The organism is Ancylomarina subtilis, from assembly GCF_004217115.1.
In the GTDB taxonomy this organism is placed as follows: domain Bacteria; phylum Bacteroidota; class Bacteroidia; order Bacteroidales; family Marinifilaceae; genus Ancylomarina; species Ancylomarina subtilis.
This window is the reverse complement of sequence record NZ_SHKN01000001.1, coordinates 424,517-438,929: the sequence shown is the minus strand read 5'-3', so window position 1 is coordinate 438,929 and position 14,413 is coordinate 424,517. Positions and strand designations below refer to the sequence as shown.

Here is a 14,413-nt window from a genome sequence, read left to right as displayed (position 1 = left end):
TAGTTAGTCCACAATATTTCCGCCGTCAAATAGTTTATGCATAAAGATTCAAAATTGTTTACTTTTACATTTAGACAAAAAAAAACATTTAACTGAAAATTATGAAAAAACTGTTATTAATTGTTTGCCTGTTTTGTATCGGCACATTAGCTCAGGCACAAGATTATGGTACGGGAATCGGTATTAGAGGGGGTTCAGCAAATGGATTAACGATCAAACATTTCATCAGGAATGATGTTGCCCTTGAGGGGATTATTTCATCGAGATGGCAAGGCCTGAACTTAACTGGTTTGTATGAAATTCACGCCCGAGCCTTTAACGAACCTGGTTTTAACTGGTATTACGGCTTTGGTGGTCATATCGGCTTTTGGGATGGTGATCATGCACATTGGGGTGACGATGGCAAGAACTACACTGTGCTTGGATTAGACGGAATCTTAGGTTTGGAATATAATATTCGTGAAATTCCGATTAATTTAAGTGTGGACTGGAAACCAGCCTTAAACCTAATTGGTTATTCAGGACTATGGGGGGATGGTTTTGCCCTATCAGTCCGATATATATTCTAATCAAAATTAAAATAAACTAAGAATCCCAACCTGCTGAATTGCAGGTTGGGATTCTTTATTTACTGATAATCACTACTTTTTCATTAACTTTAATTCATTCCTAAAATCATTTAAATCCTGAGTTATGAAAAAAACCTTTTTTATTATGGCTATTTCGTCCCTGTTCTTATTCGCCTGTGCTGAGAAAAAAACGAAAACTGAAAAAAATACGACAGCTGCTCCCAAAGTAGAGAATTCAACAAACGAAATCAATCAAATCGACTCTATCACCCATCAATTAGAAAAAGCTAAGGATGATATCGATAAAGCGCCAAAGAAGTTGATGAATTATTAGACGAATTATAATCTAAATCCAAACGACTATGAAAAAGTGTATGATAATCCTGTTATCTTTTTTTCTAATGGTTTGCACAAGCCAACTAACACTTGCTCAAAAGGGAAAAGACAAAAAGGTAAAAGCAAAAACTGAAAAAGCAGTGAAGATGAAAAAAGACTCTTTACAGAAAATGAGTAAAGAGAAAAAAGAACATCTGGAAAAAAAAGGACAAGTCGAAAAAGACAAAATGAAAGCTAATAAAAAAGAGCTTAAATCCGAAATGGATAAAGAAGGACATGCTTACGGTAAAAATAAAACCTTAAAAGGGAAAGAATTTGGACAGGAAAGAGCTCGTCAGGCTAAGCTGCTAAAGGAACAAAAAACTGAAGAGCTTAATAAAACGATTAAAGAAAAAAACGATAAAATAAAGACAGCAAAGGAAAAAATTAAAAAGTCGAAGGAACAACTCGAAAAAAACAAAAAGGAAAAAAAGATTTCTGAAAAACAATACAAGGAAAGAAAGGACAAGATTGATCAGGCTGAAAAAAGTGTTAAAGATCTGGAAGACAAAATCAAAAAGGCTAAAGAATTGAAAAAGGATTAAGTTTTTGACACAAAAAAATCCATAAAAGATTATTAAACAGAATCCCAAGCAGAACAATAACTGCTTGGGATTTTGTTTTTGTACAGATTATAAACTTGGCAATATGACCAATTACATATTCCTACGGTACTTACCACCCACTTCGAAGAGCGCATGAGTAATTTGACCAATGGAGCAATACTTAGCCGCATCCATAAGGGTTTCAAAAATATTCTGATTGCCTGTAGCTTTCGCCTTTAGTTCCAATAAACTCCTGGCTGCTTCTTTCTTATAGGTTTCATGCAAGCCTTCTATCGATGCAATCTGGTATTCTTTCTCTTCCTTAATTGCTCGAATCACCTCTTCGGGAATAACGGTTGGTGATCCCGTACTTGAAAGGAAAGTATTCACGCCAATAATAGGCAAATCACCTGAATTTTTAAGTCGTTCGTAATAAAGCGACTCTTCCTGAATCTTATTTCGCTGATACATGGTCTCCATCGCACCCAATACACCGCCACGTTCTGAAATTCGATCAAATTCAAGCAATACAGCTTCTTCAACCAAATCGGTCAGTTCCTCGATGATAAAGGAGCCCTGCATAGGATTCTGATTGATAGCCAGGCCTAATTCATGATTGATAATCAACTGAATAGCCATAGCGCGCCGAACCGACTCCTCAGTTGGTGTCGTTAAGGCCTCATCGTAAGCATTGGTGTGCAGAGAATTGCAATTGTCGTAAATAGCATAAAGTGCCTGCAAAGTGGTTCGAATATCATTAAAATCCATTTCCTGAGCATGCAGGGATCTTCCTGAAGTCTGAATATGGTATTTCAGCTTCTGAGAGCGTTCGTCAGCTCCGTATTTAAACTTCATGGCCTTTGCCCAGATCAAACGAGCAACGCGTCCTAAAACGGCGTATTCGGCATCGATACCATTTGAGAAGAAAAAAGAAAGGTTGGGTGCAAAAGCATTCACATCCATTCCCCGTGAAAGGTAATACTCCACATAGGTAAAACCGTTGGCTAATGTAAAAGCCAACTGACTGATAGGATTAGCACCCGCTTCAGCAATGTGATAGCCCGAAATAGAAACCGAATAGAAATTTCGAACTTCATGATCAATAAAATAAGCCTGAATATCTCCCATCAACTTTAATGAAAAATCCGTTGAAAAAATACAGGTATTCTGTGCCTGGTCTTCCTTCAGAATATCGGCCTGTACGGTACCACGCACTCGGCTCATGGTTTCTACCTTTATCTTTTGATAAACCTCATCAGGTAAAACCATATCCCCGGTCACCCCCAACAGCATTAGGCCAAGTCCGTTATTTCCCTCAGGAAGCTGTCCTTGATAGCTTGGTCGTTTGGCTTTTCGTGCCTTAAATATCTCTTCAAGTTTTTCTTCAACTGACTTCTCTAATCCCCTCTCTTTGATGTATAATTCACATTGCTGATCAATAGCTGCATTCATAAAATAGGCAACCATTGCTGCCGAAGGACCATTAATGGTCATCGATACAGAAGTGATGGGTGACATCAAATCAAAACCGGAATACAATTTTTTCGCATCATCCAGACAAGCTATAGAAACGCCAGCATTCCCAATCTTCCCATAAATATCAGGACGTGCGTGTGGATCTTCTCCATAAAGGGTCACCGAATCAAAGGCAGTTGACAAACGAATGGCCGGCATCCCTTTTGAAAGATAATGAAATCGCTTATTGGTTCTTTCGGGACCACCTTCACCAGCAAACATCCTCGTCGGATCTTCTCCCTCACGCTTAAACGGGAAAACACCTGCAGCATACGGAAATTCACCGGGCACATTTTCTCTTAAATTCCATTTCAGAATATCCCCCCACGAACGGTATTTGGGTAAAGTAATTTTAGGTATTTTATTATGAGATAAGGTTTCCCCTTTTGTTTCAATCTTAAAATCTTTTCCTCTCACCTGGTAGGTATAATAATCATTCGAAAACCGTTTCACCTTCTCTGGCCAATTGTTTAATATCTTCAGGTTTTCTCTGTCCAGTTTCTCTTCATATTCTCCAATTAAATGATCTAATTTTCCGAACAAATGCTTCTCTTCTTTACCTCTCGAATGAATGGTTTCTCTTGATTTTTGTAGCGAATACAATTTATCAGCTATTTTTGATTGCTCTTCGCTGCGTTTATTATACAATCGAACCGTTTCTGAGATCTCTGAAAGATAACGCACACGCGATGGAGGAATCACTTGAATCTTTTCACTAACGCCCAATTTATTTGCTCCACTCAGATCAAATTTACCCGAGCTAATCGCATTCAATTTCTCACAAATGGATATGAAAAGTTCATTTACACCAGGGTCGTTAAATTGGGAAGCGACCGTTCCATAAACAGGCATACTCTCAAGCTCAGATTCCCATAATAAATGATTCCGTTGATACTGCTTTCTCACATCGCGTAAAGCATCCAAAGCCCCCCGCTTATCCGATTTATTAATGGCTATTAAATCGGCATAGTCCAGCATATCAATTTTCTCAAGCTGGGTGGCCGCACCAAACTCAGGCGTCATCACATAAAGTGAACAATCCGAATGATCGATAATCTCTGTATCAGACTGACCAATACCCGAAGTTTCCAGAATAATCAGATCGAAACCGGCATGCTTCGTGATACAAAGCACATCCTTAATGTGTTTGGATAAGGCAAGATTGGATTGACGCGTACTTAGAGAACGCATGTAAACCCGATGGGAATGCACCGAATTCATCCGAATACGATCTCCCAGAAGTGCCCCACCTGTACGACGACGCGAAGGATCCACCGATATAATAGCCAGTTCCTTATCGGGATAAACCTCCAAAAAACGACGAATGATCTCATCTATCAATGAAGACTTCCCTGCGCCTCCTGTGCCTGTAATACCAAGAATTACAGAATTGGATTTCTTTTCTTCGACTCTCAGCTTCTCCATTAAATCAAAAACCATTTCCGGATAATTCTCTACAGCAGAGATCATCTTGGCCAAAGAAGAATGATTGGTTTTATTTAACTCATCAAGAGAAAAACCGACCTCTTTACCCGTAGGATAATCACAGTTCTCAAGCAAATGATCGATCATCCCCTGTAAACCTAATACACGCCCATCATCAGGTGAATAAATCTTAGAAATACCATAAGCTTCCAGTTCTTCAATTTCAGAAGGGAGAATCACACCACCGCCGCCGCCAAAGATTCGAATATGTCCGGAATCTCGCTCAAGCAATAAATCTCTCATGTATTTAAAAAACTCATTATGCCCTCCCTGATAAGATGTTACAGCGATTGACTGAACATCTTCTTGAATAGCACAATCGACTATCTCCTGAACCGAACGATTGTGTCCAAGATGAATCACTTCCGCTCCTGAAGCCTGGAGAATACGCCGCATGATATTAATGGAAGCATCATGACCATCGAATAAGGAGGCTGTGGTCACAATTCGAATTTTATTTTGGGGTGTATACATAGATATTTGCTTTGGTTAATAGCATATTTCGATTCTTAATATACAATAAAAATATGAATCCAGCCAGATGTAAAAATGGAATATAATCCTAAATAACAAGCTAATAGAATCAAAATGAAAAATAAAAGAGTTTTTGGTATTTTATTCTTATCTTAGAGTACACCTACACACACTAAAAACTGCTACTCTCATTTTTTAATGACTAAAGTTTATCTAGCCGATACTCATGGACAAAGCGTTTTTAGAAACACTGGTTTATCTTCATACTAAGGACCTCTACTCTTGGGCCTTTTATAATACGCTGCGAACTGATATTGCAGAAGATCTGGTGCAAGAAACCTTTCTGACCGCTTTAGAAAAAATTGACCAGCTTAAAGAGGATAGTTCGTCCAAAACCTGGTTATTCTCAATACTAGACCTTAAAATCATCGATTTTTATCGCACGAAACTCAACTCAAACGGTTTACCCCAAACCAACGAACTACCCATTTTCTTTAATCAACAGAAGACCTGGTATTCTCACAAGAAACCACAATTTTGGCATCAAAATGAAAAGGACGTTCTTAAGGATGAAGAATTCCAATTTATTCTTACAAGATGCCTTGAGACTTTACCCGAAAATTGGCAAACCTGTGTAAAACTTAAATATCTATCAGAAAAAAAAGGTGAGAATATTTGGCAGGAAATGGGAATAAACACGACTCATTTTTGGCAAATCGTTCATCGAGCCAAACTAAAACTGAGAAATTGTATTGAAACCCACTGGCTAAAAAAATAAAGAATGATAACAAAAATAAAACACCTGTTTTTCCTGTCTTGTCTTAAGGCAAGCGAACTTATTGAAAGAGATATACATTTAAAATTAAACCTTAAAGAAAAACTTCAACTAAAAACACACAAACTAGTGTGTAATAAATGTAAACAATACCACAAACAAAGTTTATTAATAGAACAATGCATTCGTGATTTAAAGAGCAAAAAAGCCCTCTCTCTTGATTTTAAGAAACTGGAAGAGCGGATTATTATCAAAATGAGAAATGTATAAATTTCCTATACAGCTCGCTCAATAAATTGCTTCCATTCCATCATAATTCATCGAGAAAATCGGAATCCCTCCTACTTTCGTTCAAATTTTAATGAAAATCAAAATATTGAACCAAAAGATGAAATTGTAAATTAACGCTTCCTTATCCATTTAATACACTCCCCCGCAATCATCATTTAAAAAAGCAAAAAATCACCTTTGATTATTCCAATATGCTTCTTACTCCCTCCTTAATGAAACAAATATTTTTATCTTATGTTTTTTTAACAATTATAAAAATGGCTTTAAATTCAAGTCTTAGCAGGCATTATTTAAACAAACATATGTATTAACATATAAATCATCACAAGCCAATGATTAGGCCAATTTGAATTTTACTATATTTACTACAATTTGTAAAATTGCACATTTTACAAACTCAAATACTAATCAAAATAACAATCACTAAAACATTTAACATGAAAAGAAACATTGCATATTTCTTTCTTGTGGCAGTATTCGCTGTATTTACAGCCTGTAGCCCCAAAGAGAAATTTCAATCAGGCGAGAAATACCATGGATTTACTCTGGTTGAGAAAAAATTTGTGGAAGAAGTCAATGCCAACTGCCTGCTGTTTAAACATGACAAAAGCGGGGCTCGATTGCTTAAAATTGCTGCCGACGATCAGAATAAGTTGTTTAATATCGCATTTAAAACAACCCCTCAAAACGATTGTGGCACGCCACATATCATGGAGCACTCCGTATTGAATGGCTCAAAGAATTTCCCTGTAAAAAGTCCTTTTGATATTCTGATAAAAGGTTCCTTAAATACCTTTCTGAATGCCATGACAGGTGCTGATTTCACCACCTTTCCGGTAGCAAGTATGAACGATAAGGATTATTTCAACCTGATGCATGTTTATCTTGATGCGGTTTTTAACCCAAATCTTCTTACCGATCCTAAAATTCTTCAGCAAGAAGGCTGGCACCACGAGTTGGCAAGCAAGGACGATGAAGTTGTGTACAAGGGTGTGGTTTATAACGAAATGAAGGGAGCTTTCTCAAACCCAGGCAGAGAATTGGGTTACCAGATTAATAAAATCCTTTTCCCGGATAATACCTATGGTGTTTCATCAGGAGGTTACCCTAAAGCGATTCCTCAACTTACTCAGGAAGCTTTTGTAAACTTTCACAAAAAGTATTACCACCCAGGCAACAGCTACATTTTATTATATGGTAATGCTGATTTAGACAAGGAGCTACAGTTTATCGACAAAGAGTACTTGGCGAACTACAATTTATCAAATGAGAAAATTGAGATTCCTATGCAAAAGCCATTTGATAAAATGAAGGAAGCTGAGAAAACCTATGCTGTAGCTGATGGAGCCTCAACTAAAGATAAAACATTCTTAAATATGAGTTTTGTAGCTGGCGAAGGTACCGATATTGCTTTAAGCTTAACCTTCGATGTTTTAGCCGATGCTTTGGTTAACCATGAATCAGCTCCTCTACGCCTGGCTTTACAAGAAGCTGGAATTGGACGAGACGTGAGTGCTTATTACAATTCAGCTAAACAAGGTGTTTTCGACATTACAGTAGAAAATGCGAACCCTGAGGATAAAGACAAATTCAAAGAGATCGTTTTTTCTACCATGAAAACCGTTGCCGAAAAAGGGTTTGATAAAACCATGGTTGAAGGCATTCTGAATCGTATGGAATTCAACATGAAAGAAGGCAATACGCCACAAAAAGGGATGATGTATTTATTACAATCCTATCAAAGCTGGATGTTTGCCGATAATCCATTCCCAGGCCTGGAATATAATAAACCTTTGGAAGAAGCTAAAAAAGCACTGACTACAAATATTCTTGAAACAACCACAACCAAATATCTGGTAAACAACCCACATGCCTTATTGATGGTTTTAAAGCCTGAACCTGGTTTACAAGCGAAATTAACTGCTGAAACAAAAGCAGAGTTAAAAGCGTTTAAAGATGGCTTAAGCGAAGAAGAAAAGGAAAAGCTAATTGAGCAGACTAAAGAATTGATTGCACACCAGAAAAAAGAGGATACACCTGAAGCAATGGCTACTGTCCCAATGCTTGAATTGGCAGATATCAGTAGTGATATTGAGTGGTTTGACATCGATAAAAAGAATATTTCTGACGTAGAGGTCTTACACCACAACACCTTCACTAACAATATTCTATATAGCAACTTGTATTTCGATATCCGCACATTGCCTAAGGAGCTTATTCCTTATGCAGAACTCTTATCTTCATTCTTAGGAAAATTAAATACAGAAAATTACACCTACGGTGAACTGGATAATGCGTTGAATATTCAAACAGGTGGTTTCAGCACATACACAACCACTTTCCTTGAAAATCACTCTGATGATAAGATCATTCCAAAATTTGCCGTTTATACTAAGGCTACAGCTGAAAAGGCTGGGAAAATGTTTGAATTGGCTAATGAAATCATTAATCATTCAAAACTAAACGATAAAGATCGTTTGAAAGAACTGCTTACCCGTCACCAATCGAGAGTTGAGTCTAACATTAAAAATTACGGTTTAGGTTATGCCATGACTCGCCTTCGTTCGTATTACTCAACATATGGTGCGTACAGCGAGAAAACAAGTGGCTTGGACTACTACCGCTTCGTGACTGATTTATCGGAGAATTTCGATACTAAAAGCGACGAGCTTATTGCAAATCTTGAAAAAACAGCTGCTTTACTTTTCACCAAAAAAAATACGATTGGTTCTGTAACCTGTGATGAAAAAGATTTTATGGCTTACACTACAGGCATTAAAACCCTTACTTCAAATCTTAAAGATGAGCCAGTTAGTTTAAACAATTGGAAATTCGATTTCAAAAAGAAAAACGAAGGTTTAAAAACGGCATCAAAGGTACAGTATGTAGTTAAAGGTTATGACTTGAAAAAGCTGGGATACGAATACAATGGTAAAATGAGAGTTCTAAACCAAGTGCTTTCAACCGACTGGCTACAAAAGCAGATACGAGTTATTGGTGGTGCTTATGGCGGTTTTGCCGGCATTTCGAATAGCGGTAATGTTTATTTCGCTTCTTACCGCGATCCGAATTTATCAGAAACCATCAATAATTATAACAAAACTCCGGAGTATTTGGAAAAGTTTGATGCCGATGCAAAAGAGATGACCCGTTATATTATTGGTACAATTTCTCGTATGGATGGCCCGATGACAGCTTCACAAAGAGGAAAACGTGCGATTCAGTATTACTTCGAGAAAACAACACCCGAAGAGTTAAAAACTGAGCGTGCTGCCGTTTTGTCAACTACACCTGAAGATATTAAAGAAATGAAAAAAATGGTGGAAGACATTTTAGCACAAAATGCTATTTGTGTGTATGGTAACGAAACAAAAGTAAACGAAAATGCAAAACTTTTTGGCAAAGTTATCAGCCTTAAAGAGTAAGTAATTGTTTATATATTTAAAGCAAAGGAGCCCGTAGGGGCTCCTTTATTTTTACACACACCTCAACAATTTAAAACAAAGCCGAATCCCTTCTTATCATACATCTTCAATAGAATTAACATCAAATTCATCTAAAAAATCTGCATCACTCCCCTTCATGTTGTATCTTTAATGAAATCAAGACATTAAACCAAAAAAAAAAATAAGATACCATGAAACAAGTATTGACTTGGGCTTGCAGCCTACTCTTTGTATTCCCCCTAAAGGCTCAAGAGGTTCCGGAAGTTTATTCCAACATAGGATCAGATGAAAATGGCGTTTTTCTACAGATGTCCAATCAGAAGATATATGCACAAGCTGCTGGAGATTACTTCCATTTCTCCGACTTTTACAACAATATAACAGGAACAGAAGCAGGACTGGAATTCGATTTTAAAATTCCCGATCTAAACGGAACGCTCTACTATGGTTTTATCAATTATAAGGATGGCAGCTTTCCACAACCGGTTTATTTCAGGGAAAGTTCTCCCATCGTAAATGGAAAAACCGTCATTCCCATTGCACGTAATCTATCAGGTAGATATGACATGATTGGTTGGGAAAAATCCGGCAAGGGCATACTGGGTTACAGAATAATGACTGACAAAGGCCTTATTCTATATGATGGCAAAGCTGCGTTTATTCATCAAGACACTTTATTTACAGCAGTACCTACAGTCATCGAAGGACCATTTATAAATAAATTGACCCACAAGAGCTGCGTTATTTCCTTTGTTACTTCTCAAGAGGTGAAGGCAAGTATAAAAACAAACAACAAAACATTTACCGATAAAAAAGCCAGCATAAAACACGAAATAGAAATCAACAGACTTGAAGCTGGAACCCAATACAACTATCAGTTGACACTTGGAGAATTTGAATACGATTTTAAATTTGAAACCTCCCCCACGCCCGGAAGTCGTAAAAAGTTCACCTTTGCCTATGGCAGTGATTCCCGATCGGGACAAGGTGGTGGCGAACGAGATATTTTTGGCACCAATGCCTATATTATGAAACGCATTGCCTCGCTCAGTATGGCAGAAGGAGCCAAATTTGTACAATTTACTGGCGACCTGATCGATGGTTACGAAGTGAGCCGAGAACGCATGAATCTGCAGTATGCCAACTGGAAACACGCAGTAGAAGCCTATTGGCATTATATCCCTTTTATACCGGGATTTGGAAATCATGAAGCCTACAACTACATCTTTCATGATACCATCAGGGATTTTAATTATCTGATCGATCATTTCCCCTTTGCAAATGATTCGGGGGAGTCTCTTTTCCAGGATAATTTTGTATTGCCTGAGAATGGCCCCCGAAGCGAAGACAATTCGAAATACGATCCCGATAAGAGTAAAGATGATTTTCCGTCCTATAAGGAATCTGTTTTTTGGTACACTTACGACAATGTAGCCATGGTTGTGATGAATTCTGACTACTGGTACAGCCCACAAGGCTTAAGCATTGTCAGTGGCAACCTGCATGCCTACATCATGGACAATCAAATGAAATGGCTTGAAAAAACCTTGAAACGTTTAGAGAAAGACGAAAACATTGATCATGTATTTGTGACAGTACACACCCCCTTCTTCCCCAACGGAGGCCATGTAAAGGATGATATGTGGTATAATGGAGATAATCGAATGAGACCTACGGTCAATGGAAAAACATACGATGAAGGTATTATTGAACGCAGGGACAAACTACTGGATATCATTGTAAATAAAAGCACAAAAACTGTAGCCGCACTTACGGGTGATGAGCACAACTACAACATGCTGACCATTACCGAAGAAATGGATCGCTATCCGGAAACCTATAATCATGAGAAAGTGAAACTGTCAAGAACATTTTACCAAATCAACAACGGTGCAGCCGGTGCGCCCTATTATGCACAGGAAAAAACACCATGGATGAAGCATGTTCGAAATTTCTCCACCCAGAATGCTCTTGTCCTTATCGATGTGGAGGGCTCTAAAATTCATGTTAGAGTCAAGAATCCTGATACGCTGGAGTTAATCGATGAATACGACTTAAGGAAATAATTCACAAAACACAGTCTGGAAGCATTATAAAATCAACAATTTGGAGAAAAAATTCTATCATAAAAAGGCTTAGACTATAAAAGTCCAAGCCTCTAATACTTCTTTAAATACACAGCTAACGTATAGATATACTTATACAATCAACTTAAAAATTCAACTTAATTTTAAGACCCGTGTCCTGATGTTGATTGCCATCAAAACTCCAAACCACTTCGAGATCAAGTAACAAGAAAATCTGCGACAAACCATAGCCCACTTCCCAATAGTTCTTCCGTCCTGCTTGAGTTAAATAATTGGCAAACACCCTTTCCTGTACCGCCAAAGCATTGTTAAGAATCGGCAAACGCTTCAATATAAACCGATCCGAAGTATATTGGACATGTGCCTCAGCATAATCGTTTGTACTTGAGTTTTTGTAGTAATCCAACAGGCGAAAGGTGCTCAAACCTCCACCCAACATCAATGTTGGTTTACTGGTATTAAAATGATGATAGTCGGCAAAGAACACTTTGTTTTTATTCAGAAAACGCCCGGCTTTAACAGAGTAAGACAAATAATCGTTGAAACCCAAAGGCAATTCTTGTTTGACAGAAGCCTGCAACAAAGCATAATCGGCATCCGAATCCAAAAGATTTTTAACTCCCATCCGATATGCTAAAGCAAAAGTTGGTTGTTGATGAAATGAAGTCATTCGTTTTGTACCCTTAACTATTGAATAACGATGGCGTGGCGTGTACTCCAACCTGGCCATAAAAGTTAAAGCTTTGTTATCTCCAACTAAATTGGTCGCTACGCCCTCCGGGATATTTGGACTATATGACTTATGATCGGGATTAGTTATAGAAAGATTTGAATGGTTAACCAAGTGTTTTCTATTTGCATATTCCAGCTTGGTGGATAGGTTTAACCCATTGGCTAAATCAGTCTGATGCCATATGTTCACAAAATTCTTATCGTAAAGCTTCAGGTAATTATCCTTAAAATAAAGCGAAGCCATCGCATTCAGCATGGGATCGATCCCCGTTTGTCCGTTAAAATCAACCGCTTTACTTCCGGCTTCAAAACCAAGCCAGGCCCGCTTCATCCCATTGTAACGGTATCGGCCTCCCACTGAAAAATCAAGATGTTCTCTTGAGAACCCATAGGTGAAATCGGTATTGATATCAAAGTAGTGTCCCAGGGTATCCTTCTTGGTATAGGAAAATGGCGCATTAAATGTAATCCCCTGCACCGTATTGAAGGAAATCTTATCAAAACTTAGCAAACCCGGAGTCGACAATTGGGACTGACTCTCTTTGTACTTATACGTTTTTCCGAAGAGTATATGCTTGAACTTAAACTTCCGATTGGCCTGACGGACTGAATCCTTATACTCAGGACTATTTCGAATCAGGCTGATGGAATCCTTTTTTATAAAACTGATTTTTTCATCGCTTGACAAGGGTATCGGACGCATCTCAGCCCAATACAAAGAATCTTTCTCTTTGGCATCCTTAGCCATTTTCACCTTTTCAATCTTAATTTCCAAAGGCTCCTTCACCTTTATTTTTTTCTCTTTCTGATTATCTTTTTCCATTAAACGATAGAGTTTGCGCATCTCGGCATTGCTCATATCATTTTTATCCAATAAGCTCTGAATCTCATCTTTCCGCTTTTTCTCCTTCACCGATAAAACTTTCGATTCAGCTTGGTTAGTCAATTCAGCAACTGCTGCGGCTTCCTGTTTTTTGGCAAGCTCCGCTTGTTTCAAATAGTCATGATCCAAATCTGGATTCAATGTCACTTTATAATCCTTAATCGAAGCCACATACATCCCGTTCATACCAAAACCCATTCCCTCAAACTTAATACTAAAATCAAAACTCATGGGCATCCAAACATCCTCGCTCACGGGCGCATACATTTGACGCATGTGCACATCAGTCATAGGCAGTTTCAATTTTAAATCGGCAGAGTGAATGTTCCAATAATCTTCCGCAATATTCAAATAGCCCTTAAACAAATCCCTCCCTTTTCGCTTTGGCGTGATCTTAATCCGGTTTATTGTCCGTCCCTGATCTTCGAACACCGATTCCAGTCGAAACTTATAAACCGTGAAAGCCGATTTGTCCAATGGCGAGATAAAACCATCATCACGGGTATTATACAAATTGGTTGTGATAAATTGCATCGGGTTAGCCTCATTATCCAAACCCGAAGATCGGATTGAAATCACTTCTTCCTCAACCTTATTGGGTAAAAGAAAATGGATTTTAGAAATATTCTCTGTCACAAAGGTTTTGTTGGCTGTAATGCCCTCCTCGGCCAGCTTCTTTTTAAAAAGGCCCGGCACCTTGGTCACTTTACCCGAACCTTTTAGATAAACCATATTGCTGTATTCACTCACCTGCTTACTGTAATAGTCCCCCATGGCTATGGCCTTTCTCATCACAAAATAAGCAGGATCCTCACCACTAGCCAAAACCTTAACCTCTTTCAGTTGGTAGGTTTGTGAAGCAAGTGAGACATTCATCTCCAAATCATTCTTCGACATATTCACTATCACCTCTTTGGTTTTATAACCCAAATAACGATAAGAAAGATGCCACTTTCCCTCAGGCAAAGGCAACTGGTATTCCCCGTCGATATTCGAAGTGGTTCCTGTGGCGAGTTCCTTGATATAAATGTTGGCAAAAGAAATAGGCTTACCCTCGGAATTGCTGATAAGCCCTGATAATTGCTGTGCATGCCCCCATAATGAGCAGAAGAGTAAAAGAATACTAAGTAGATTTCTTGTCATAATCGATTTATTGTTTTTTTATGATATCAAAACGAATGAGCGCTAAAAAAGTTACAGATTAGATCAAACTTTATATGTTTTACAAAATCGCCC

General features: G+C 38.0%; 9 protein-coding genes. 7 read left to right on the top strand and 2 right to left on the bottom strand.

The features are described 5' to 3' along the window. The first annotated feature begins 101 nt into the window (after positions 1 to 101). The 3 genes from EV201_RS01835 (at position 102) to EV201_RS01825 (ending at position 1,489) form a co-directional block, all read left to right on the top strand. Positions 102 to 569 carry a hypothetical protein gene (locus tag EV201_RS01835; RefSeq protein WP_165389558.1) on the top strand — a complete coding sequence of 156 codons (468 nt, stop codon included), beginning with the start codon at positions 102 to 104 and terminating at the stop codon, positions 567 to 569. Between the two features lie 124 nt (positions 570 to 693). Continuing rightward, the gene (locus tag EV201_RS01830) at positions 694 to 903 is read left to right on the top strand and encodes a hypothetical protein (protein ID WP_130305695.1); all 210 of its coding nucleotides are present in this window, start codon (positions 694 to 696) and stop codon (positions 901 to 903) included. A gap of 28 nt (positions 904 to 931) precedes the next feature. Continuing rightward, positions 932 to 1,489 carry a hypothetical protein gene (locus tag EV201_RS01825; RefSeq protein ID WP_130305694.1) on the top strand — a complete coding sequence of 186 codons (558 nt, stop codon included), beginning with the start codon at positions 932 to 934 and terminating at the stop codon, positions 1,487 to 1,489. A gap of 111 nt (positions 1,490 to 1,600) precedes the next feature. Here EV201_RS01825 and EV201_RS01820 read toward each other — a convergent pair whose 3' ends face one another. Further along, positions 1,601 to 4,963: a methylmalonyl-CoA mutase family protein gene (locus EV201_RS01820; protein ID WP_130305693.1), complete on the bottom strand. Its 3,363-nt coding sequence runs from the start codon at positions 4,961 to 4,963 to the stop codon at positions 1,601 to 1,603. Positions 4,964 to 5,189: 226 nt separating this feature from the next. Here EV201_RS01820 and EV201_RS01815 point away from each other — a divergent pair, with 226 nt between their 5' ends. The 4 genes from EV201_RS01815 to EV201_RS01800 all read left to right on the top strand — a co-directional run bounded on the left by EV201_RS01815 (position 5,190) and on the right by EV201_RS01800 (position 11,541). Then, positions 5,190 to 5,741 (top strand): sigma-70 family RNA polymerase sigma factor, encoded by a 552-nt coding sequence (locus EV201_RS01815; protein WP_130305692.1) that lies wholly within the window; start codon positions 5,190 to 5,192, stop codon positions 5,739 to 5,741. A 3-nt stretch (positions 5,742 to 5,744) separates the two neighbouring features. Further along, complete coding sequence (locus tag EV201_RS01810; RefSeq protein WP_130305691.1) at positions 5,745 to 6,008, top strand: hypothetical protein; 264 nt, start codon at positions 5,745 to 5,747, stop codon at positions 6,006 to 6,008. A gap of 458 nt (positions 6,009 to 6,466) precedes the next feature. Next, positions 6,467 to 9,454, top strand: a complete 2,988-nt coding sequence (locus EV201_RS01805) for an insulinase family protein (RefSeq protein WP_130305690.1) — start codon at positions 6,467 to 6,469, stop codon at positions 9,452 to 9,454. A 212-nt stretch (positions 9,455 to 9,666) separates the two neighbouring features. After that, positions 9,667 to 11,541, top strand: a complete 1,875-nt coding sequence (locus tag EV201_RS01800; protein WP_130305689.1) for a metallophosphoesterase family protein — start codon at positions 9,667 to 9,669, stop codon at positions 11,539 to 11,541. Between the two features lie 145 nt (positions 11,542 to 11,686). On the opposite strand, the gene EV201_RS01795 is transcribed toward EV201_RS01800, so the two are convergent. Beyond that, on the bottom strand, positions 11,687 to 14,320 hold the full coding sequence (locus EV201_RS01795) for a DUF5686 and carboxypeptidase regulatory-like domain-containing protein (protein ID WP_130305688.1): 2,634 nt from the start codon (positions 14,318 to 14,320) through the stop codon (positions 11,687 to 11,689). Between the last annotated feature and the right edge of the window lie 93 nt (positions 14,321 to 14,413).